At 29.5% G+C, this 23,991-nt stretch carries 19 protein-coding genes; 2 read left to right on the top strand and 17 right to left on the bottom strand.

Features of this window, described 5'->3' with window-relative positions; genetic code table 11:
• Positions 1-86 precede the first annotated feature (86 nt).
• From JK634_RS00165 to JK634_RS00095, 15 genes are all read right to left on the bottom strand, one after another.
• On the bottom strand, positions 87-2,060 hold the full coding sequence (locus JK634_RS00165) for a BglG family transcription antiterminator (RefSeq protein ID WP_202765612.1): 1,974 nt from the start codon (positions 2,058-2,060) through the stop codon (positions 87-89).
• 98 nt (positions 2,061-2,158) lie between these two features.
• Positions 2,159-7,978: a glycoside hydrolase family 38 N-terminal domain-containing protein gene (locus tag JK634_RS00160; protein ID WP_202765611.1), complete on the bottom strand. Its 5,820-nt coding sequence runs from the start codon at positions 7,976-7,978 to the stop codon at positions 2,159-2,161.
• A gap of 15 nt (positions 7,979-7,993) precedes the next feature.
• Positions 7,994-8,908 (bottom strand): Ig-like domain-containing protein, encoded by a 915-nt coding sequence (locus tag JK634_RS00155; RefSeq protein WP_202765610.1) that lies wholly within the window; start codon positions 8,906-8,908, stop codon positions 7,994-7,996.
• 166 nt (positions 8,909-9,074) lie between these two features.
• Entirely contained in the window at positions 9,075-10,865 is a 1,791-nt protein-coding gene (locus JK634_RS00150; RefSeq protein ID WP_202765609.1) for a hypothetical protein, read from the bottom strand.
• Between the two features lie 5 nt (positions 10,866-10,870).
• Positions 10,871-11,743, bottom strand: coding sequence for a cohesin domain-containing protein (locus tag JK634_RS00145; protein WP_202765608.1), 873 nt, complete (start codon positions 11,741-11,743; stop codon positions 10,871-10,873).
• Between the two features lie 226 nt (positions 11,744-11,969).
• Positions 11,970-12,311: a DUF6054 family protein gene (locus tag JK634_RS00140; protein WP_202765607.1), complete on the bottom strand. Its 342-nt coding sequence runs from the start codon at positions 12,309-12,311 to the stop codon at positions 11,970-11,972.
• 28 nt (positions 12,312-12,339) lie between these two features.
• Positions 12,340-12,681: a hypothetical protein gene (locus JK634_RS00135; protein WP_202765606.1), complete on the bottom strand. Its 342-nt coding sequence runs from the start codon at positions 12,679-12,681 to the stop codon at positions 12,340-12,342.
• Positions 12,669-13,229, bottom strand: a complete 561-nt coding sequence (locus tag JK634_RS00130) for a sigma-70 family RNA polymerase sigma factor (RefSeq protein ID WP_202765605.1) — start codon at positions 13,227-13,229, stop codon at positions 12,669-12,671. The genes JK634_RS00135 and JK634_RS00130 overlap by 13 nt, the downstream gene beginning before the upstream one ends.
• The gene (locus JK634_RS00125; RefSeq protein ID WP_202765604.1) at positions 13,219-14,004 is read right to left on the bottom strand and encodes a hypothetical protein; all 786 of its coding nucleotides are present in this window, start codon (positions 14,002-14,004) and stop codon (positions 13,219-13,221) included. Before JK634_RS00125 ends, JK634_RS00130 begins: the two co-directional genes overlap by 11 nt.
• A 143-nt stretch (positions 14,005-14,147) precedes the next feature.
• On the bottom strand, positions 14,148-14,876 hold the full coding sequence (locus tag JK634_RS00120) for a LytR/AlgR family response regulator transcription factor (protein WP_202765603.1): 729 nt from the start codon (positions 14,874-14,876) through the stop codon (positions 14,148-14,150).
• A gap of 15 nt (positions 14,877-14,891) precedes the next feature.
• On the bottom strand, positions 14,892-16,205 hold the full coding sequence (locus JK634_RS00115; RefSeq protein WP_202765602.1) for a sensor histidine kinase: 1,314 nt from the start codon (positions 16,203-16,205) through the stop codon (positions 14,892-14,894).
• A gap of 120 nt (positions 16,206-16,325) precedes the next feature.
• Complete coding sequence (locus tag JK634_RS00110; protein WP_202765601.1) at positions 16,326-16,472, bottom strand: AgrD family cyclic lactone autoinducer peptide; 147 nt, start codon at positions 16,470-16,472, stop codon at positions 16,326-16,328.
• Positions 16,441-17,079 (bottom strand): accessory gene regulator B family protein, encoded by a 639-nt coding sequence (locus JK634_RS00105; protein ID WP_202765600.1) that lies wholly within the window; start codon positions 17,077-17,079, stop codon positions 16,441-16,443. The genes JK634_RS00110 and JK634_RS00105 overlap by 32 nt, the downstream gene beginning before the upstream one ends.
• A gap of 264 nt (positions 17,080-17,343) precedes the next feature.
• Positions 17,344-18,165 (bottom strand): Cof-type HAD-IIB family hydrolase, encoded by an 822-nt coding sequence (locus JK634_RS00100; RefSeq protein WP_202765599.1) that lies wholly within the window; start codon positions 18,163-18,165, stop codon positions 17,344-17,346.
• Between the two features lie 230 nt (positions 18,166-18,395).
• Positions 18,396-18,776, bottom strand: coding sequence for a desulfoferrodoxin (locus tag JK634_RS00095; protein WP_202765598.1), 381 nt, complete (start codon positions 18,774-18,776; stop codon positions 18,396-18,398).
• Positions 18,777-18,931: 155 nt separating this feature from the next.
• Between JK634_RS00095 and JK634_RS00090 the strand changes: the two genes are divergently transcribed.
• Positions 18,932-19,168 (top strand): hypothetical protein, encoded by a 237-nt coding sequence (locus JK634_RS00090; protein ID WP_202765597.1) that lies wholly within the window; start codon positions 18,932-18,934, stop codon positions 19,166-19,168.
• A 210-nt stretch (positions 19,169-19,378) separates the two neighbouring features.
• On the opposite strand, the gene JK634_RS00085 is transcribed toward JK634_RS00090, so the two are convergent.
• Entirely contained in the window at positions 19,379-20,680 is a 1,302-nt protein-coding gene (locus JK634_RS00085; protein WP_338031197.1) for a M18 family aminopeptidase, read from the bottom strand.
• Positions 20,681-20,866: 186 nt separating this feature from the next.
• On the opposite strand from JK634_RS00085, the gene JK634_RS00080 reads away from it, so the two are divergent.
• Complete coding sequence (locus tag JK634_RS00080) at positions 20,867-22,042, top strand: cation diffusion facilitator family transporter (protein ID WP_202765648.1); 1,176 nt, start codon at positions 20,867-20,869, stop codon at positions 22,040-22,042.
• 87 nt (positions 22,043-22,129) lie between these two features.
• Here the strand turns inward: JK634_RS00080 and JK634_RS00075 are convergent, their stop codons facing one another.
• The gene (locus tag JK634_RS00075; RefSeq protein WP_202765595.1) at positions 22,130-23,947 is read right to left on the bottom strand and encodes an LTA synthase family protein; all 1,818 of its coding nucleotides are present in this window, start codon (positions 23,945-23,947) and stop codon (positions 22,130-22,132) included.
• Positions 23,948-23,991: the final 44 nt, after the last annotated feature.

Here is a 23,991-nt window from a genome sequence, read left to right as displayed (position 1 = left end):
AGAATGATGTGGTAAATTCCATACAATTAAACAGAAAAAAAATCACTAGAAACATATGTTTCAAGTGATTTTCAAATTATGCTCTTTTAAATTTCATAAAAGACATTCTCTAAATATTCTCTAACTATCCCTCTATCCATATAACTTCCTAGCTTTCTAATTTCTTCTTCAGATTCAACAACCTTATAGAAGTTTCTAAAGAATTTTATGAACTGTGTAGTATCCTTTTCCCTAGTACATACTAATAATACTATTTGAACCTGCTCTTCTTTCCATTTAATCGGTTCTTTAAGCTTAATATATACAACTATAGGTGCATTAACATATTTAAAACTTCCATGAGGTATTGCAACTCCATTTCCCACTTCTGTAGTGTATTTTTCCTCTCTTTCTAAGATGCTTTGTAGAAATCCATCATTTATATAACTTTCATTTCTTAATTTTTCACATATATCTTTTATTAGTTCTTCCTTGCTATTATAATGTTCATTAATATATATGAAATCCTCATTAATTACAGATTCCTTGTCTAAGCTAGGAGTTTTGTTTTTTATTGAGTTTATTACAATCTCTAATTTTCTTATATCTTTTTCAGAAAGCAGAGGACTTATAAGTATCTGTGGAATCTTCACATTTGTTGCAACTGTTGATATTATAAGGTCAACTCCATTCAAATCCATCTTTTTAATTGATAATGCTGAAATTACATCCAACACTTGTATGTCACTAAAATGTCTTTTTATCTTAAGTGCTAATAACTGCGAGGTTCCTATTCCACTGGAACACACAACTACTACTTTTAATGGCTTTCTATTTCTTTCAATTGCCACTGCAATATGGAGTGCCAAATATCCTATCTCCTCTCTTGAAATAATTTTTCCAAAATACTTTTTAAATATTGTATTACTAAGCCACGCTATCCCATATGCTTCAGGATAATTTTCCTCTATATCATCTGTTATTGGATTTCTTAAAGTTAATCCATATTTAATTCTATTTATTGTTGGGCTAAGATGCATTATAAGTGCATTCTTAAACTGCTTATCTTCTTGCAAATAAATTCCTAAATAATTTTCAATAATACCTGTAATTTCATTAGCAATTGTAACTGCCAACTCTTCTTTTTTATTTTCTATATTTGTGACTATAGATGAATCAATTTGTTCATATCTTTTAGATCCTAATATATGGACAGTTATATAGTAAACTTCATATTCTGGCAGTTTAACTTTAAAATATACATTTATTTTTCTTATTATACTTTTAGCTGCTTCATATTCCTTTTTGCCTTCAATTGGATTAATTAAACCTTTAACTATATTAGAACTTCCTTTTGTCTCTTTTCTTTTTATACTCAAGGCTATATGAATCATTAAATTTATAAACGCCTCATCTGAAAAATCATACTGTAACTCTTCTTCTGCTTCCGAAAGAATTTTTTCAATTATATAATAATCTAATTGACTTATAGAATTTAATTTATTTAAAACAATCCCATCCAATCTGCTATTAATATTTAAATTATCCTTAAATACATAATCTTTACTTTCACTATTATTTAACGTAGACAATAACGTAATAAATGCATTTCTCCAATCTTGTTCTTTTCCTTCTATTTCAATTCCTAAGTTTGGTTTCTTAATAAGCGTAAGATCAAATTCTGAAAGCCACTCTGAAACTGGAATTAAATCCTTATGAATTGTAGACTTACTTACATATAATTCTGTAGCTAGTTGCCTTATTGTTAAATTAGAGTTATCTTTAAAAAGTCTATTTAGTATATAATTCCTTCTCTCCTCTGATGAATAAGGTACTATGTTTTTAATATGTTTTACTACTTCCTTTAAACTAATAATATCTAACTCATTTCCTATAATTGAAACTCCACTTCCTGGTTTTCTATCTAGTTCTAAATTGTATTTATTTATTATCTCCTCAATTTTATTAAACTCATTTCTAATAGTTTTATTAGAAACCTTAAGTCTGTCAGCAATAGCATTAGTAGTTAAATAATCATTTTCAGAAAGTAACATATTTATTATTTCATTTGCTCTTTCCATAATTATCACCCTTATAATCAATTAATTAAATTTGTTTTGGGAAAAGAGCTGCCCCAAAAGTAGTATAATTTTCTTTTGAAACAGCTCCTCCCTTCACATTATTTGCCTAAGATTGTTTTTGCAATTATAGCTATATCTTGAATGTCAATTACTCCATCATAATTTAAATCATACTTTTCATTTTCTCCTGATACAGGTTGACCAAATCTTCTAGCTACTCTTGTCAAATCATCTATCATGACCTTACCATCATTATTTGTATCTGGACTACGCATAGTATTAAGTGAAGTTTTTACATCTTCTGTGGAAGTGAAAATCTTGCCATTAACATCAGTATAATTTGCTTCCTTATTCAAAACAAATTCCATATTTTTATCTGTCTTTTTAACCTTAAAAGTAAATGTTGCCAAGTCTGTCTTTTCACTTATTCCTGGATTATTTCCTACAATAGTACCTAATACTCTAACTCCATTTGAAATCACATTGTAATCACTAAATCCAAACTTTTCATTAACAGAAACTTTAGTTAACTCAAATAACTCTTTATTATATAAAAGTGTGAAATCAAATCCTGCTAACTCTTTTGCCTTATCAGCTGAAACCTTAAATTCTACTTCATCCCCTGCATTAACAACTTTCTTATTTGGTGTAAGTGATGTAACTACAGCTTCCATTGCACTTTCAGTAACCTTTATAGTAATTGTATTAGATTCTACTACTTTTCCATTTAAGGTAACTGCTGCTTTAACAGTAGTTTCTCCTGCCTTTAATGCAGTAACAACTCCATCCTTAACAGTTAATACTTGTGAATCTCCAACTGTATATTGAACCTTAAGTTTACTATTATCAGCTTCACTTCCGTCACTTAAAGTTGCTTTTATCTTAATGTTTGTTGTTTTTTCAGTTTCAAGAGCTAAAGTATCTGCGCTTAATTCAACTTTATTTAATGATATTTCATTTACAAAATTAATTTTGTAGTCTTTCTCTGTTCCGTCTTCTGCCTTAACCTTAATTGCTGCTGTTCCTGGGACCTTTTCTGCTTGAGTTACATCTACAATTGCCTTCGAATCTTCTGCAATTCCTGAAACCTTTGGTGTATTAGCTTCATTCCATGGAAGTATAACATTATACTCATAAGTTTCTTTGTTGAAATTAGCTAAGTCTTGATCTCCAATCTTAATTCCACTCAAGTAGGCATTATCTGATTTAGGAGTCTCAGCATCTAAACCTGTTAATGTCATAGCAAATATCTTAATGCCATCATTGTTAGGTAATGTTACGCTCTTAAGTTTCTTAGATTGATCTACACTTATACTATTCATATATATATTTGTTGCAGGACCAGTATAACCAGAAGAATTCTGAATTCTTTGTTCACTATATAGTACAGAAACCTCACCACTACTTGTTGCTGCACTCTTACACCAATCACTAACAATAAATTGTCTATTGTCAGTAGTTCCATCATCATAAGTTACTACTACATTTGCTGTTTGTGGATTACTCTTATTGGATGCTGCTAAGAAGTATATCTTATTTGCACTAGTTGAAGGTAATGTAATTTCTTGTCCAAGCGATTTAATTACATTTTTATCTCCATCTTTCTTTGAACCTAATTTAAATAGCAAGTTTTCGTAAGTTATTGATTCTGGAATAGTAGCACCATCATATGCCCATCCTTGTCCGTCAAAACTACCATCTGCTTTATTTTCTATTGTTGCTATTCCATCTAAATTAAATGAACTGCTTAGATCTACAGTTGTTATTACTGGTTTTCTAACAGTATAACTAACTTCCTCAGAAGGCTTACCTTGGCCAATAATATTAACTGGAGTTACTCTAAAGTAGTAAGTTGCTCCTATTGTTAATCCGCTTAATGAAATAGTATTTGTATTGATATTTTCAATTTTATTAGTATACTTTCCTTTTTCTGTACCATACTCCAATATATAGCTATCAGCTTTAGCTACTTCATTAAAATTTACTATAACAGAAGTGTTTTCCTGTTTCACATCCTTAATAACTGGTGCTTCTTCAGGAACTGATGCAACGAAATCCTTATCATCTCCTAATACTTTTATCTCATATAATCTTACTGCAGCATTGCCATCTGCTGTTGGTTTAGTTATATTTATCTTTATATATCTTCCCTTAGCAGGAGTTGTAAATTGATGTTCTGTAGTGTTTTTAACATTATTTGTTACTTTGTCTACTTCGGTTAAATTGTTCAAGTCATTTCCAACTAATACAGTGTAGTCGCTAGTATTCCAAGTAGCTGATTCTCCTCCTGCACCTGCATGGAAAAGTTTTAATCCATCAATTGTACGCTCTTGTTTTAGATCAATAGTTATCCAGTGTGGCTCAATCTTACCTGTATTTATACACCACTTAGTAGTAAGATCTCCGTCTACAGCTTTTTGAGGACTCTCACTCTCATTCATGGATCCATCAGCAGTTACAGTTGCTCCTAATGCTATATTTCCACATGCATAATGACTTGCTTTCTCTGAAGCTTCTCCAGTATTTCCTTCAAAATCCACAGCCTTAATTATATAAGTGTACTTGCCTAGCTGTTCAACATTTTCATCTCTATAACTAGTATTTTCAGATACTCCAACTAAAGTCAAATCTGATAAGTCTTCTTTTGATGCTCTATATACCATATAGTTAGCTACGCCAACATTATCACTTGCAGCATCCCAGGATAAATCTAAATATGGAGAATAATATTCTTTTGGACCTGTAACTTTAAGATTTTGAACTTTTGATGGTGCCACTGTATCAGAATTAGCTAGTATATCTCCATCAACAAAACTCATTGCTGCGATCTTAATTCCTTGTGAATCTGGCAATTGTATATCTTTGATTTCTTTATTTCCATCTAGTGCTATCTTGTAAACAAAAAGATTATTGTCTATATCATAAGTGTTTCCAGTAGGAACATGAGTATGTGTTAGGTTTATTGCAATATTATCCCTAACATATGTCTTTTGATCATTCCCTATGGTTGCTTGCCAATCTGTAAAACTCATATCTTTGATAGTAGATGAACCATCTTTATAATTCACCTTAAATTCTCCATCATTTCTTCCACCTGCTGATGCACCTAAAAGATATAGCAAGCCATGTTTTTCTCCTTGAGGAACTTGTATACTTTGCCCTTTTGCTTGAATAAAATTCTTAGCTCCATCATCTTTTGAACCAATATTAAAGCTAATGTCTTCGCTTACAACCTTATCTGGTAATAACTCTGCTGAGAAGGTTTCACCTTTACCATTAAAGTCACCATCTTTTCTATTTGCATCATAAGATATTGCATCTATATTAAAGTCCTTACTTAAATCTAATGGCTTTACTATTGGTTTCTCATCTTTAAATATTGATGAATTATTAAACTTCACCTTAAATGTCTTTATCTCGTACTTTCCTAGAGTTGTTGAAAGCGTATTACCTTTTATTCCTGGTACTGGAGCCCCATCTAAATTATCTTCGATTAAATTTGTCTCTACTGCACTTTCAATTCCTGCTGGAAGATTTATTTTGACATTTGTAGATGCCTCACCCTTTGATTCATATAGTCTTATGATATAATCATCAGACTTTTCAGCTTTCTTTAATACAGTTAATATAACGTTGTCTTTATCAACCTTACCAAATGATTGAGTTTTGGCTAAATCTCCTGCATGACTATCAACTTCTTGAGAAATTATTGGATAATTAAATTCATATCCCTTTTTAACTGTATTAGCTGCTTTCCAATCGTCTGCATGTGGATATATAGAATAATTAATTACCTGATGTCCTCTATCCTCTACTCCACCTCTATCATTTGCAGCCTTTAATAATGTTAATCGCATAACATTTCCAAATGTATTCCATCCATATTTGCTATCATTTAATATTGAAACACCATATCCATCCTTTGATATATCTGCCCATTTATGACCTGAAACTTCAAATTTTGAACTACTCTTATCTGTACTTCTATCTATTGACGAATATGCTATTTCATAAGTTGCCTTTTCTGGATTTGCTATATTCATTGGGAATGCAACTTTTAATAATTTTTGATATTCATTCCAATCAACATTCATTCCTACATCTACTCTATTTGTATCAGAGTAAAGAGAGATGTCTTGTACAAATGTAGAACTTGACCACTTCTTGGTAACTCTGAAAGTAGCTTTATTAGGTCCATTATTAACTAGATCAATAGATACAAGGTCATTTATAACATATGGAGTACTTCTCATGTCGTCTCCATCAACATCCCAAGCATCCCATTCTTTTGGAGTATCTTCTAGAACATGTAGTTCATTCCCTTGTTTTCCTGATTCAAATACTTCTCTTCCATTAACCTTATCGTAAAGACTAGAAATATTTCCTGTTTTTGTATCTAATTTTAATTTAAAGAATTGATTTTCTATTGTTTTATTGGTATTATCTACAGTAATAGTACTATTTTTAGCTGTAGAAGTTTTTTCTACTGCTCTATAAACAGTATATCCCATTGCAGGTACTTTTGCTTTATAGGAAACAGTAACTTTTGAGCCGTTCTTGTTTACTATTTGGCTTGGTACCTCTTTTCCGTTTTCATCTAAAATAGTTATATCTTTATCAGTAGCTGAAAGTATAACATCTGATTGAACAACATCTTCTCTATCCCAAGAAAGTGGATTGTATAATACTAATGCTTTTCCTTCTCCATCAGTATTTACTCTACTTGCTATTCCACTCATGGCATTTTTCATTGTCCCACCTAATTGATTTAATGCTATTTCTGCATCATTAAAGGCATCATTATATACAGCTGTTATTGCTGATCCTGGTAAAACATCATGGAATTGATTTAAATTTGTTTTATCCCAAGCTTTATTAATCTTACTTTGAGGATAGCTTTCGGATCCTAACAAAGTTGCAATGGAACTAAGCTTTTCTGTTTCTTCTGCCTTTATCTCACTTTCGCGATTATATTTTTTCATATATGCTGCAGAGGTTAATGTTCCTCTATGCTTTTCTAAATATAGCTCATCATCTACAGTTGGTAGTGTATTGGCCTTAGCTTCAATTTTACTAAAAGAGTTCAAAGCTGTATCAAATACAACATTTGGAGCATCAGCCTTACTATTTATATTTTTGAAGTTGGTTAAGTCTGTATTATTAGGTCCACCACCATGATCTCCTGATCCATATAAAAGTATACTATCAGAAAGTCCCTTAGAACTTGGATAATTCATTGTACTTGATACATTCGATTGAGTTATAGCGCTTCCACTAAACGAGTAATCAAAAGTTGGCTTATAGGTAAGAACTTCACTTCCATCTGGAGCTTTCCAATTGAAGGATTCATATGGGAACTTATTAGTGTCATTCCAATTTAATTTTGTTGTTATAAAGTAATCCATTCCACTTTTCTTAAGTATCTGTGGCATATTATAGTTAAAACCAAATACATCTGGAACCCATCCAACTTTTGCAGTCTGTCCATAGTTATCTCTAAAATATTGCTGAGCATATAAGGATTGTCTAACTAAAGATTCTCCGCTTGTTGTATTTAAATCCGGTTCAATTACTTGTCCACCTACAACTTCCCAATTTCCTGACTTTACTTTCTCCTTAATTCTCTTTGATAACTCTGGGTAATATTCATCTGCCCATTGATAAAATTTAGAAGAAGATTGTGTAAATTTATAATCTGGATTAGCATCCATTAAATCAAGCGCTCTTTTAAATGTTGTATTAACTTCTCTTATAGTTTCTTCATACCTCCAGTTCCATGCAGCATCTATATGCGAATTTCCTAGTGCATGAACTGTTTGACTTTTATCATACGCAAATACACTTGTTGCTGGTAAAGCTGTTACTATCATAGAAGCCATTGTGACAATTCCAACGAGCTTTTTAGATAACCTGTTCATGTTTCTCCCCCTTCATTAATTGTGTTTCTTTATAATAACTCCTAAAACTATCATGCCTAATCCTATTATTGGAAAGTAATTATATTTTCCAGTCTGTGGTAGTTTACCTATATCTGTATTTTTACTTGGCTCTTGTTCTCCTGGTTGATCATTAGAACCATTTCCACCATTATTATTACCGCCATTACCATTATTATTTGTATTCTCTTTATATACTTCCACACTACATACCGCTGTCTTATTACCATCCTCTGCTGTTACTGTTATTAATGCCTTGCCTTCCTTTATTCCTTTTATATATCCATCCTTAACCTCAACTATGCTGTCATTACTTGATGTCCAACTAACATTTTTATTTGAAGCATTTTTAGGTAAAATGGTTTGTATTAATTTATATTCTTCTCCTACCTTTAACCTGTATTTATTAGTGTTCAATGTTATGCTTTCTACATTCACTACTTGTGGCTTCTCTGTAATATTTAAACTTAATGAGTTAGCTTTAATTCCTTCTACCTTCTCTTCCTTACTATTTACAAATATTGTGGATGGTAATGTTACTTCTGTAGTTCCTGTTTTTAAAGCTTTAAACTCAAACTCACCTATTTTCACTTCTCCATTTACTCCTTTATCTTTTCCAAGGATAGAGAGAAGATATCTGTCTGTACCATTACCTACATTACTTCCCATCTCATTAAACACATCAAACTTAGCACTAATTAGCTGCAAGTATTCTATACTATAGTTCATTGATAAATCTACACTATATAGATCCTCTGCATTTGATGTTTTTACTATAACCTTAACAGTATCACCTTTTTGGTACTCTTTAGAATCAGTTGCAATTTGAATTGTATTCTCTTCAGCATATGTTATTGTTCTAAAAGTAAATAACATAAGAAAAGTACACAAAATAGTTATGACCTTCTTCACTTAAACTCCCCCATTTCATGAGATTTATCTAATCTTTGCCTTATCACCTCCTAAAAAATCGTCAAGGCGATTATGAGCCGTCTATTTTTTTCTCGCATCTGCCTTTCCAAACGCATGTGAGGATAATTTGGCAGGTGACTAATTCTATTTTTTACACATCCCTCCTCTACTTTATAGTCTTAAGAAATGCTTCCCATTTCTCAACATTTTCTCTATTAGAAAGAAGTTGTTCTCTTAAATAAGGTGAACCTATTTCTAAAGAACATATCTTAGCTCTTAGAGCGTATTCTTTCAAAAGGTTGTACATGGTTGGTGATGTCTCCTTTATTTTTGCTTCTAAATCCTTACTTGCAAATCTAACATCTTCTTTATCAGCTTCTTCTGCAATCTTTACTAGATTCTCTGAACTCAAATTATCTTTTAGATAAAGATCATTTTCTTGAGCAAACCATGTATATAATAGATATTCAAAGTCATTTAGTCTATTTACAACCTCTTTATTCTCACCTTCACTAGATTGGGCTAAATTCCATAACGGAACAATTTCATATCCTTTAATATATTTATTTATAAAATCCTCCCCATCTTCCTTCATTAATTCTTTAACCATACTATAAATATTGAAGGTTTTTTCATCTTTATTTGAAAGTATATAATTAAGTATGTTATCTTCTTTAGATGTTTTTTTACCTATTGCATCTTCCATATATTTAACTACTAGAGGTGATTGTGTATAGTGCAGAAATTCTATTTTTCCTGGTGAAGATGTTATACTTTCCTCATCTGATGGCGCAAAATTTAAATTTTCTGGTGACTTTAATTTCATGTAGGTATATCTCTCAAATAAATTTCCAAATTCTTTTTCCGGAAAAATGTTTAACCTATCTCTTAAATCCTTAGGCAAACTCATCATTGACATATTTTCATAATAAGTTGCCAATCCTTCGTAGAAATTTAACATAGGAGCTTCGTTAAATTTCTCTAATGCTACATTTGATTCAAAAAATGCATGAAAAAGTCTATGTCCCATAAGCTGCCAGTCTCTAGCATTTTCTGGGTTGAATGTACTTGCCATATTAGTTGAACTAGCTCCTCCAATTATATATCCCTTGTTTTCTCCTTCAGTTCTTAAGATTACTATTGAATAGTTATTTATCTTCTTCTTAAATACTTTTGAATAGTAGTTATATAAAGCATCTAAGCCTTTCTTTGCATCTTCTGTATAAGAGCCTTCAGCTTCTGGATCAATATAAACTGTATATCCTCCATCCCCCGTAATGTGTTCATCTTTTTTAAAACTTCCAAATGTAAATGTAGATTTTCTTATCTCATATAAATCAAACCATGATGGATTATTTATTTCAGAAGTTGACTTAGATTCTTTACTTTGAAAAGGAACAATACTATCCCACTTATCAGGAACTATATTGTGAATTTTAATATCTTCAACCCTATCTGCTTTTTTATTTTTCTCATCAATTGCAGCAATCGGCATTGCAAGTACTGACTCCCCCTCATAAGATAACATTTTGCCATAGACTTCACTATTATAGCCATGTTTACCTAACTTAGCTATTTCAACATTATAGTTATAATCAATGTATTCTGATTTACTCTTCAATCCATCTATTTCTACAATTCCATTCTCACCTTTAAAATTAATTTGATTTTTCTGATCATCTATACAACTTTCATTATCTACACTCATATTTCCATTAACTAAAACAAATTGCTTTGGCTTAAATAAGCCTTTAGCTTTTATTCTTACATTGACATTAAGTGTTTTACTATCTATATCTTTAGGCCCAATGGTATATTCTATCTGAAATTTTCTAGGTATGGACTTTAATATAGCTATTGAGCCAGATATTAGTATAATTGCTAAAACAATAGCTGATATTACCCTATTTCTCTTAACCCACCTTAAAATATTGAACTTCTTTGGCTTTTTGACCATATCATTCATCCCCTATCTTTTTTGGTTTTCAGCTTATCTTTTATCTTTTTAATTACTTTAGTTTTATAGCCTATTACTATAAAAATTGTAACACCGCTAGCTAATATTAATGGTATATACCCCTTAATTCCTTCACTTTCTCCATTTATAGCTTGTCCTTCTTTCACATTTGCACTACTCTTTAATGTCCCGTTATTTTCTTTATTTCCTACTATATTACTCTTCTCTTCTTTATTAGCAACTTCCTCATTATCACTTGCTTTATTTTCTTCTTTATCTGCCTCTTCCTTTGCTGGTTCCTTATCTTCACTTGCACTTTGTTCGTCCCCTTGCTTAATGTTGTCATCTTCTGTTTGGGGTTTTGCTGGAGAAACAGAAACTACTTCACTTGATACTACATTTATTGGAATTGAATAGTTGGTATTCTTACTTATGACTACTGCATCGCTATCTACAGCTTTAATGTTACTAACATTTAATATATTTCCACCTTTATTCTTTCCTTTAAACACCAATTCTCCAATCAATTGTTCTTTTAGTAATTCTTTTTTTGAATTTGAATTTATTAATGGATATGTTATTACTCCTTTGGCCTTATCTACAGTCTCTCCTCCAAAACTTTTAAATCCATTTTTCATATCTAACGTACTGGAAACCAAATTCAAAAGTTCAGTGTCATAGTTTATAGTAAACTGCACTCCATATAAGTCATAAACATTTTCCGCCTTAATATATACCTTGAATTCTTCCCCTATTTTAACCTCATTCTTATCAATTGCTGTAATAATTGTAGTTCTCTCTTGTGCTTCAACAGAGATAGCTCTGAAGAATATTATTGTAAATGCTAGAAATAATGTAACTAAAAATCTCCTCCTCATACTTCCCCCTTAACTCCTATTTCTGTAAACGTTTATCATGCTTTTATTATATATTCCCATATATTTACAGTCAATGTTTGAAGCTATCTACTTATTGCCTTTATAATGTGGCAAAAGTACAACAATACTATATTTAAATAAAAAAAACACCACTAAGTTAAGTGGTGTTTATAAAAAAATTATTCAATTTAGTTTCAGTTAACAAATGGCTATCTATTTGTTAGGCTTACATAGTATTTAATTCATTTACTGCTGACTCTACAACTTTTACCAAGTCATTTTCTGCTCCAAGACTAAAGTTAAATATTACTCCTGAGCCCCCTCCTGCACCTATGGCTGAAATAAATATTTCACTATTGCTTCCCACTATAGTAATCGTCAAACTCGCCCTACTTTCATTACGCATAAAATACTTATCATATACACGGACTGCTACTAATGTTTCACCACAGACATAATTACTTTCATCTACTAAGTTCATACTCATAGCGCTATTAAGTACCTTTTCATCAATTGCATTAACAACTGAGCCAAAATCTCCCTTTATAATCTTTTCATATTTTGCCACTTTTCTTTTCCCCCTTCTCTAAATATTATTAATTTAGAACAAACTCTTTATCTACTATAATTTTATATGTTCCATCTGCGTTAATATCTAAGATATCAATCTTTATATCTTTATTATCTCCCCATATAATGCTATCACTTATTAAATACTCATGTTTTAAATTGTTATTATCAAGATGGTACATAAATAACTTTTTATATGTTTTGGCTTTTGTTGTTACTATTGCTTTAGCTTCCATCATATTCTTTCGAACTTTTTTAAACCTTATATCAGATCCTTCTATTCCTTCAAGTGTAAAATAAATATCTTTTAAAACTTCATTGGTTGAGTTATCTACATATACATTTGGGAAAATTTTCACATAGTACATTTTTCTTCTCCTTCTTCTTTTAAGATATTCTCTCTTATTTTCTCTCTTCCTCTAATTAAGCGTTTATATATAGCTTCCTTACTGATCTTTAGTTCTATAGATATTTTTTCTATCGGTTCATCAAGTAGATATTTCTTAACAAATATAACCTTATCTTTTTCATTTAAGTTTTCTATCAGATTATAAAATGCTTCATCATCTACTTCTGTAATATCTTCTTTTCCATCTCTTTGATCTATAATTTCTTCATTTAACTCTAAATGTATTTTAATCTTACATATTTTCCTTTTGTAATCAAGTGCCTTGTATTTAGCTATTGATATTAAAAAATTCCTAAGCTGCCCTTTATTTTCATCATAGCAATCTATGTTATTCCATATAGTTAGTAATACATCATTAAAACATTCTTCTATATCCATCGTATAACTTATAGAGTTTAATGTCTTATTTATAACTCCATATAATAATCTTCCGTATTTTATCTTGAGTTCTTCTAATGCACTTTCTTTGTGAGCCATTATAGCTAAAACAATATCCCTATCTGTCATAGCTATTACCTCGCATAATCCAAGACTTGTACAAATAGCTATGGATATCTTTATAATCATAATTTCTAACTATCAAATCATAACTTGTTCCATCTTTTATTTCCACTAGTATTTCTGTTATGAGTTTTGGACGAACAATTAGTATATATAAGAATATAAATACAATAATCCTCGCACATGTTATAGATATTAATTCAGAATTTATAATAAACTCCTCAATAAATATTTTAATAAAGTATCCTGACACACCTATTCCAAATAATATTGGCAGAGAGGAAAAAATCATGAAAAGAATCTTAAAAATAGATCTATTGTCTTTTAAAAAATTATTTAATCGGAATCTTCTTTTTACCTTCTTTCCAATACTTATCTTTTTTATGTCTTTCCTATGATAACTTTTAATTCCTAAAGGATTATTATAATAATTAGATGCGATAACAATTATTCTTTCATTTGTACAAAACAATAATCTATTAAAGGAAAATCCATCACCTGTCATAAATGGAATAGGCATCATCATATTCACCATCGCCGAACTCTCAAGCATATCTATATCTGTTCCTTTAATTACTTTCTCAATTCGCTCCCCTTCATATAAAATACTTTCTACATATATTCCACATTCTCTTAAAGCATCCTTAGCAATTTTCAGTTTAATATCATTTGTTATTCTATTTAATTTCGCTTCATCAATAGTTGCAAAGCTCATATATTCTTCAATTTCACTATCTTCATATGCGCTTTCATTTAGTAATCTTAATATGTTTTTATCCATTTTAATTCACCTGCTTTTAACTCTTTATCCTATATTCGTAATTCTCCATGACTTTTTGGACAAATTTTCCTTAGTGCTTAAAATATTATAAAAACAAAGCGTACTAATTATCCTTAGCACGCTTTATGATTTCTCCATAATACCTATTTTGCTTTTGTAAGTCCTTTTAAATGTCTATTAGAAATTATGCATTCTTCATCATTTATCATATATGCTATCCTATCTCTGGTATCAATTTCCTTAATATTACGCCTATTGACTATATAAGATTTATGACATCTATAAAATCTATCATCTAATTTTCCCTCGATGTCACTAAGCTTACCATTAAATTCAATATGCCTATCAGTAGCATGAACAACTACTTTATGCGCTCTAGTAGATGTTTCGAAGAATAGTATTTTATTAAATTCTATATTGATTATCTTCTCATTTATCTTAACATTAAACACTTCCATATCGGAATTTTTTGAAGAATATTTCTCATTAGCATTTAAAATACATTCTCTTATTCTATCTTTTACTTCCTTTGGATTATCCTTGATTATATAATCTAATGCTTCCACCTTAAAGGTAAATGTCAAATAACTCATTTCTCCATGTGTTGTTATAAATACAATAAATCCTCTAGGATCATATTTTCGTATTTCTGCTGCAAGCGCTATCCCATTAAGCTCTTGTTTTAAATCTACATCTAAAAAATATAAACTAGTACCCTCATTATTTTTAATATACTCTATAACATCTTGGGGCTTAGGAGTAACTAAAGCTATACTCATATCGAAATTTTCAATAATTATTGTATCATTAACTGCCTTTTTATAGGCATTTCTTTGTTCATCATTATCCTCACATATAAATACTTTAAGCATCTATACTCCCCCATCTTATACAAAATTACTATCAATAGTTATTTTTTGTATGAACTCCTCATTTTCTATTGTCGTGTCTATAGAAACATTATTATACTTTTCAAGTATCTCTTTTAAATTACTAAGTCCAACTCCTCTATTTTCTCCTTTTGTAGAATACCCCTTCTTATAAATCTTATATATAGGAGGCGTATCTTCTGGACATTTGTTTAATATTGCTATAATCAACGCTTGTCCCCTCTTAACAAATGCAATTTTTACCGTAGGATTTTCGCATTTTTCACCTGCCTCAATAGCGTTGTCTAATAATATTCCCAAAGATCTACTTATATCTATAATATCCATATCTATATTTTCAATAGGCTCTACTATATCTATAAATAATTCAATTCCCATTTCTTGTGCCCTTATAAGCTTTGAAGATAATAACCCCTTGATTTCTGGAATCTTTATATTTTTAAGCAGCGCTATTTTAGAATTATTTTTACCCATCTCATTGCTTAAAGGTAATATATTTTCATTGAAATGCTTCTTTAGTCCTTCCATATCATCATCTTCAATGTAACCAATCATTGAAGAAATTATATTCACGTAGTCATGTTTAAATGCTCTCATGTCACCATATAGATTTTCTAAATTATCTGTATACTTTTGTAAGCTCTCAAAGTGAGTCTGTTTGTTTTTTAGTTCCATCTCTTTAGTAATACTCTTAAATAATATAAGCATAACTACACCTAAAAGAATAAAGTATATAAAAAATAATAATCCATTTACCTTAAGAACTTCATTTGTAAATCCAAATTTACTTCCCAATATAATATTTATGTAAAATATTATAAGCGTTATTAATAAGCTTAAGGTTATTAATATTGAGAACTTATTTTTTAGTTCAATATTAAAAATATTATTTCTCTTTTTTATAACAAACCGTATCATTTTGGTAGTTACGTATATTAATATAAACTCTGTCAATGCAAATTCAGCATATAACATACTAATATCTGTAATCTTACTTGGTTCAATGTTAAATATAAACATAAAAATATAACTTGCACTATAATCTATAACCACAGCAATAATAATTGATAGTAGCGATACTATTATACCCATTAGCATGTTCTTACTATTTTTATATAAGAATACAATGCTAATCATTATAATTGGTAACATAATTATAAATTCATTAATATTAATAACAGCTGTTGCTACAAGTACTGACAAGACTATCATTGATATTATATCTTTTATTTTTATTTTAAATGGTGCTATATTAATTATAGCTGTGTATATAAGTAATACAGTTACCAATACCTTTATATATATCTGCATAAAGCACGATTTTCTCCTTACATTACATTTTATTACATTATATCACAATATTATTCTATAAAAAATAATAAGAGATACAATTTGATTTAAAATTGTATCTCTTATTACTTTTAATGGTCTTTACTTATCTTCATTCTTTTTAAGCATTTCAGCTGGTATCTTAGGTTCATATAAACCGATCATTATACATTTACCCATTGCTTTATCGCTTATTTTTGATGAAGCTTCACCAATCTTAGTTAATAATTGCTTTTTCATATCCTTCATAATTCCTATACCTCCTATTTAATACTTTATATGTAATTGGTAATATACTAACAACTTCAGCACATGATGCTAAGGTAATTAAATTTCTAATGGTTTCACTTGGAACAATTAAAGCTATTACCATTAAAGTTACACCAATTATTACTGCTTTCTTTCTTAGACTTTTTCTAAATGCTTGTCCTAAAAGTGGATGATATTCAGTATCTGCTGGTGCATATTGATACAGTAATACATTAATTATCATAAAGATAAGAAATACTATGTATCTGCTAAGCAAAAAAATGTGACTTAAATATCCTCCCCCTACAAACAATAACAGTGTTGTTATTGTGCAAACAATGCTGCTTTTAGAATGAATTCCAAAAGCATTGCTTCTTAGGGCAGCAAATACAATCATAATAATAAATGCTTCAATAATTAAATTAGTTTTGAAAGCTACAAAAAATACTATTAGAAACTTTGAAATATTTATTAATAGTATCTCCATGCCTAATTTCATTTTTTGTAGTTCCAAGCCTTCCTTGTTAGTTACTTTATTTATTCTTAAAATAATTATTTCTGCTAATCTCTCCATTACATTCATATGTCTTTCGGCTCCACTCTCCATGTATATCACCCTCTAAAATTGTATCAAAAAATCACATATATTTTATATATTTGTCCTAAACGTATGAAATCTTATACTAAACGTAACCTTTAAATATAATTTAATTAAATATCCCTAAAAAATAATAAAAATCACAGAATAACTCTGTGATTTTAAAGCTACTTATTTAAAGTGTTTTAGATCAACTAATAATTTGTTCATGCCTGAAAATGTCCAGATACCAGCATTTTCAAACAAGAATAAATTAAGTTTCCTATAAAAACCCTATAATATAAACTTATTAATAGCCTTTCCAACACCGGAATTTTCATTATCATCTGTAATATAATCGGCCACAGCTTTTAGGCTTTCAGTTGCATTGCCCATGGCTATTCCAAGTCCAGCGTATTTTACCATAGATATATCATTCTCATGATCTCCTATGCAAATAATCTCGTCTCTATTTATACCTAATATTTCAGCAAACGCTTTTACTCCACTTCCCTTTGAGGTTCCTTCTGCCATAATCTCTATATTATCTGGACCAGAACTTACTACTTCAAGGCCTCCAAGTTCAATTAAATCCATTTTTATCTTTTCTATTAGTTCAGGGCTTTCAGGAAACATTATAGCTTTAAGAACTTCTCCCTCATATATGTCATATACTTCTCTCATATTCTCATGAACTCCAAATGCTACTTGTAAATGCTTAGGTGCAGTTTTATTGGTAATCATATAAGCATTATCTTCTGCAGGAAGTTCTCTGGTTATAAATCTATTAAAAGTATTAAAATTTGTTCTTACATTATATTTTTCAATAATATCACAAATTTTATTAAACTGATCTCTGTTTAATGGATGTTTAAAAATAACTTTATCTTCATCCTTCTCTCTAATATAAGTACCATTTGATGATATAACTGCTACCTTTACACCTATAAGTTCTGCATAAAGACTAGCCGAAGTATATAATCTTCCAGTCGTAATAGCGATTTTCACTCCTTTTTCCACAGCTTCTCTTATAGCTTTTTTATTTAATTCTGTTACTTGATGCTTACTATTTAGCAAAGTACCATCCATATCGATACATACTAGTTTATAACTCATTTCCTCACTCCTAATCTTCTTAAGTAAATAAGCTTCAATTTTTCTCAAACTTGAAACTTAATTTATATTTACATTATTCTATTTATAAATTTAAAATACTCATTAATATCCTTACTTATTATACTCTAAAATATATAAAAAAACTAATCACTTATATAATTCTATTTTTATACTAAAATGCAAAAAGATAAGGATATTAATCCTTATCTTTGAAAATTCAAATATATAAATTATAGTACTGTTTTCCATAATCCATGAAGATTACAGTATTCTCTTACTTCTATAACATCCTCATCTACTTGGAAAGTAGCTTCTGGTTTATCCGCTGGAGTTAAATCTTTCCTTAATACCTTAGTTGCAGTAACTACTTCAATCCATTGTATTGAATGTGCATCTGTCATTGGATGTTCAACTTCTCCAACTACTACATGTACTCCACCATCTACCTTAGTAACAACTGGAATATGTTTTTCTGTTGCTGCTTCAGTTGTATTTCCTTCTAAAAGTGTCATTGGTTTTCCACAGCAAACTAAAGTTCCTCCGCCTGCATTTAAAACCTCTACTATATTACCACATAATTCACATCTGTATATTTGCTTTTTTTCTATCATTACTCTACCTCCACTTTTTTAATTTTCAACTAATTATGTTCACTATTAAACAATAATTATTATTACCTAATATCATTATATAATATCTTCCTAACTTTTACAATAGTATTTTTTGATTTTTAGTTAAAAATATACTTACGAAGGGAGGTTTATATATGAAAAAGAATAAACATAGAAGTAAAAATAATCTAGCTCATAATATTGTAGATGAAAATAAAGATTACCTACCAAACAACAGAGATTTTTATAAACCTGAAGAACATGAGCTTAGAAGCTATTCTCCAAATGGTGATTACTCAAAATTACCTGATCCTACTGAGGATCCTATTGTTTGTAATAATATTTCCTATCAAGAATTTGATTACACTGACCAGAGCTTATATAAAGAATAACTTTTTTGTCTATTTATATAATTAAAAAATCATATTACATCTCATGGAGTAATGAAGTGACATATAAATTCTTTAATGCATTATATAGTTTAAAAACTTGGGTTCACCAAGTTTTTAAACTAAGAAAATTATTACAGGATTCTAAGTTCACTAATAACATATTCAAATAAGAATAACTTTAGCTTCCGATAAAAAACTCTACAATATTATTTAAAGCTTATAGAATTCCTCAAAAGACTTAATTGTATAATAGTGATCTTTTACTCCTCCTAGCTCTCTAATTGAATGCATTCCCAAAATAGGACTTCCCATATCTACAGATTTTATATTTAAATGTGATGAGCTAATAGGCCCTATAGTTGAACCACCTCTCATATCTGAGCGGTTAACAAATTTTTGGCATGGAACTCCAGCTTTTTTGCATATTTCTTGATATACCGCAGATGAATCTGCATCCGTTGTATAGCTTTGAGATGCAGCTATTTTGATAACAGGACCCCCATTTAATATAGGCTTATTTACTGGATCTGATTTTTCACTATAATTTGGATGTATAGCATGAGCTAAATCAGCTGAAATCATAAAACTCCTAGCTAAACTTCTTAAATAATCTTCTCTATCTCCTTTAAGTGAAAGTACTATTCTTTCTAAGGTACTAGCCAAGAATTCTGAATCAGCCCCTTGTTTTGTTAAGCTACCAACTTCTTCATTATCATAGCATACTAAAACATTGGTTCCATCAGTTGTTTTACTTGATAATAGAGCTTCCAATCCTGCATGTACCATTGATAAATCATCTAACCTAGCAGAACTTATAAATTCCTCATTTAATCCAATGATACTTCCTTTCTCATACTCATACGGAAATAAATCAAAATCAAGAATTTCATTTATATTTATTTTCAACTCTTTTGCTATTAGTTTTAATATTAAATTACCTTTTTCTAATTCATCATTAATCATAGATATAAGCGGAAGTGTATCTTTTTGTCTATTTATTTTAACACCATCATTTACGTCTCTATTCATGTGTATAGCTAAATTGGGAATGATTAATATAGGTTTATTTATATTAATAAACTGCACTTTAGGACATAAAGGATTTTCAGCTCTTAAAGTCACTCTCCCTGCTAAAGCTAAAGGTCTATCAAACCATGTCGGAAGTATAGGCCCGCCATAAACCTCAGTATTTAATTTAATATATGCATTCTCTGCAACCATTTCTGGGTTTGGTTTTATTCTAAAACCAGGAGAATCTGTATGTGCTCCAATAATTTTAAATCCACTTTTAGCTGGAGATTCTTTTCCAACTGCAAATGCAATAATTGCAGAATTATTTTTTGTAGTAAAATACTTACCTTTACTTGTAATTTGCCATCTATCTTCTTCTCTTAATTCTTGAAATCCATTTGCCTTAAGCTCTTTCTTTACTCTTTCTGTAGCATGAAATGCAGTAGGACTTTCATATATAAAATCTATTAAATTTTTTGCTATCTTTTTTTCCAAATTAATCACCTCTTCAATAATATTATTTTAATTTATATGTTAATTAATATTTACTTTAACTATTCTCCCCTATTTTCATAAAAAATCCCATGTAAACAATTATATCATAGTTTTTAATATATCTAGTATTTGATATAAATTTAAATATTAGTTAGAATATTTATAATACATTTAGATTGGAGTGTTGACGTGATGATTTTAAAAAGTATTCAAGTTCTCTACGATAAAAATCAAAAGAATTTTGATGATAAAACCAGAAATGAGATTGGACTTTTTGCAGGTATAATTGGCATTATTATAAACTTTATTTTATTTTTAATTAAAATATTCGTTGGATTATTTTCAAATAGTATTGCCATTACAGCTGATGCATTTCATAGTCTATCTGATTCTGCCTCTTCTATTGTTACGATAATAGGATTTAAAATTGGTTCAAAACCAGCCGACGAAGAACACCCTTTTGGACATGGACGTATGGAATACATTTCCGCTCTTATAGTAGCCTTTATGATACTAATTGTTGGTTTCGAATTTGTAAAATCATCTTTAGAAAAAATATTTGTTCCAGAACCTGTAACCTTCAAGGCAATCCATTTTTTACTGCTGTTGTTATCTATAGCATTTAATATTGTTCTTTCTATTTTCAATAGAACTGCAGGCAATAAAATAAACTCAACTGCATTAAAAGCTATTGCAGCTGATAATATGGGAGATGTTTTAACAACTTCAGTAGTTGTATTTTCATTTTTGATATCTAGATTTTTACCTTTTCATATAGATGGATATGTGGGCATTCTCGTTGCTTTAGCTATAATTTATGCTGGATTCACATTTATCAAGGAAACTATTAGTCCTTTACTTGGCGAATCTCCTGACCCTAATTTAGTTAAATCCATAGAAGAAGGAATTCTATCATATAAACCAATTTCAGGAGTACATGATTTAATAATTCATAACTATGGACCTGGAAGATGTATGGCCTCAATTCATGCTGAAATACCTTCAGATATTAATATAATGAAAATTCATGAGGTAATAGATAAAGCAGAAAAAGAATTATCTGAAATGTTAAATATTTACCTAGTTATACACATGGATCCCATATGTATAGAAACTGAAGAAGTTCTATCTGCCAAAAATGAGTTGGATAGAATAATTGAAAATAATCCTTTAGTTAAATCCTATCATGATTTTAGAATTGTAGGAGAAGGGGAAATTAAGAACTTGATTTTTGATTTAGTTATAAATCCTAATGAGTTAAATAAAACAATTAATGAATCAGATTTAAAATCAAGTATTTCTAGATCTATTAAAGAATATCATCCTCAATATAACTGCGTAATTACTATTGATTATATTTTTAGCTAAATTTATTATTATAAAATACAGACAAAAACTGAAGTGCACTCCAAATGTTAGACATATGTAACATTTGAAGTGCACTTTATCATTTAGTTATTTCTTTGAAAAATAATTACCTAAAACAACTTTATTAGCCACATCTAAAGTTTCTTTTAAATGTTGTTCTTCCTTAGCATCCTTTGGAGTTCCTATTATTTCACCTGAGTTTAAAACAGTTGCATCTCTATTGGTATTTACTAATACTCTTCCCATAGAAGTTGAGCCAAATTCCTTTCTATCAACCCCAAGAAGATATGATATAGTAGGAAGAATATCAACTCCTCCTCCATTTACTTTAAACTCTTCTCCATTAATACTTGGATTATATATAATGTACGGTATTTTCATATCATTTGGTTGCCACCAGTTACCTTCGAATTTCACATCTTTAAGTTTATCTGGATAGAACTTATGAACTCCAGTATGGTCACCATATATCATAATAACAGAATTCTTTAATACACCTTCAGAATCAAGTTTCTTAATAAAGTTCCCTATAGCCTCATCAGTATATCTAACACTTTGGAAATATGAACCCAATATAGTTTTATCAAATTCTTCTGGAAGTTTTAAAAGCTTTTTATTATCTGGTATATCAAAAGGTCCGTGACTAGTTAATGTTACCATATAACCATAAAATGGCTGTTTTAATGCGGTTAACTTATCAGCTACTTGATTTAAATAGGATTGGTCTGATAATCCTAATCCAATAACCTCATCTACATTATAACTTGTGATATCCAATGTTTTGTCAAACTTAAGACTTCCTTGATGCACTGGTGCCCAGTTCCAATTACCAGCTACCTCTGGATGAGTAGATAAGGAATTATACCCTTTATCCTTTAACAACTCTGCTAAGGTTGTATATTCACGTTGAGGATATCTAAAGAAGGTTGCCCCTTCTCTTATCGGGAATACAGACGTATTTATCATAAAATCTGCATCTGAACTTGTACCACTATTATTTTGTTCATGTACACCTGAGAAATATAGTGAATTAGACAATAATCTATTTAAATTTGGTGTTATTTCTTGTCCATACGCTTTTTGTCCTATTACAAAGTTCTCAAGAGATTCTACTTGAATTGCAATAAGATTTTTTCCTTGAAGCATACCTTTATATTTATTATCGGGTAAATTTTCATTATTATATTCAAACCAATTAGCTATTTGAGTTTTGTCACTATCACTTAATTTTTCAGTCCTATTCAAAACTAAGTATTCATATATATCATAAGCATGATATCCTAAAGGACTCATATTAGACATACTTTGAAAAGGTGCCCAGCAAGTTCTAAATAACATCTTTTCTCCCTTAGTTTTATCTGCTACATCAATTGCATAGTGAGCATAACTAGTATATCCTACTCCTAGTAAGAAAAGAACAATAAATGCTATTATACTTCTACTCACTTCATATGTCTTTTTAAATACATTTGTTTTAATAATAAGAATTATTGAAATAAAAATATCTATAACAAATATTAAGTCAACTGGTTTAAAATTAAACAAATTTTTATGAAGTGGATTAAATGTACTTGGATATAATATATTGCTTATAGATAAAAATGTTCCATTACTTCTGTAGTACCATATATCTGCAATAAAAAATATTGATATTAAGGTATTTATGATCAGATTATATCCTATCTTCCCTTTACCTTTAAATAAATAAGAAAAACTAACTACTATGAGTGGAAAAACTAAATGTGCTAATATATCTGGTTTTCCAAAATACATTAACTTAAAATCAATAGATGCTGATCCATTAGTTCTAATCATCGCTAGATATATATCACTTTTAATAACTAAAAGTATATAAGTTATAATTGCAAATACATCTATATATTTGATAAATTTTCTATTATTCATACTCTACCTCCAGTTAAACATTCAAATGCTATTATACACTAATA

It is taken from the genome of Clostridium paridis, from assembly GCF_016765615.1.
GTDB classification, from domain to species: domain Bacteria; phylum Bacillota; class Clostridia; order Clostridiales; family Clostridiaceae; genus Clostridium_T; species Clostridium_T paridis.
Note: the sequence above shows the minus strand (reverse complement) of the source record. Positions and strands in the feature narration are given on the sequence as shown.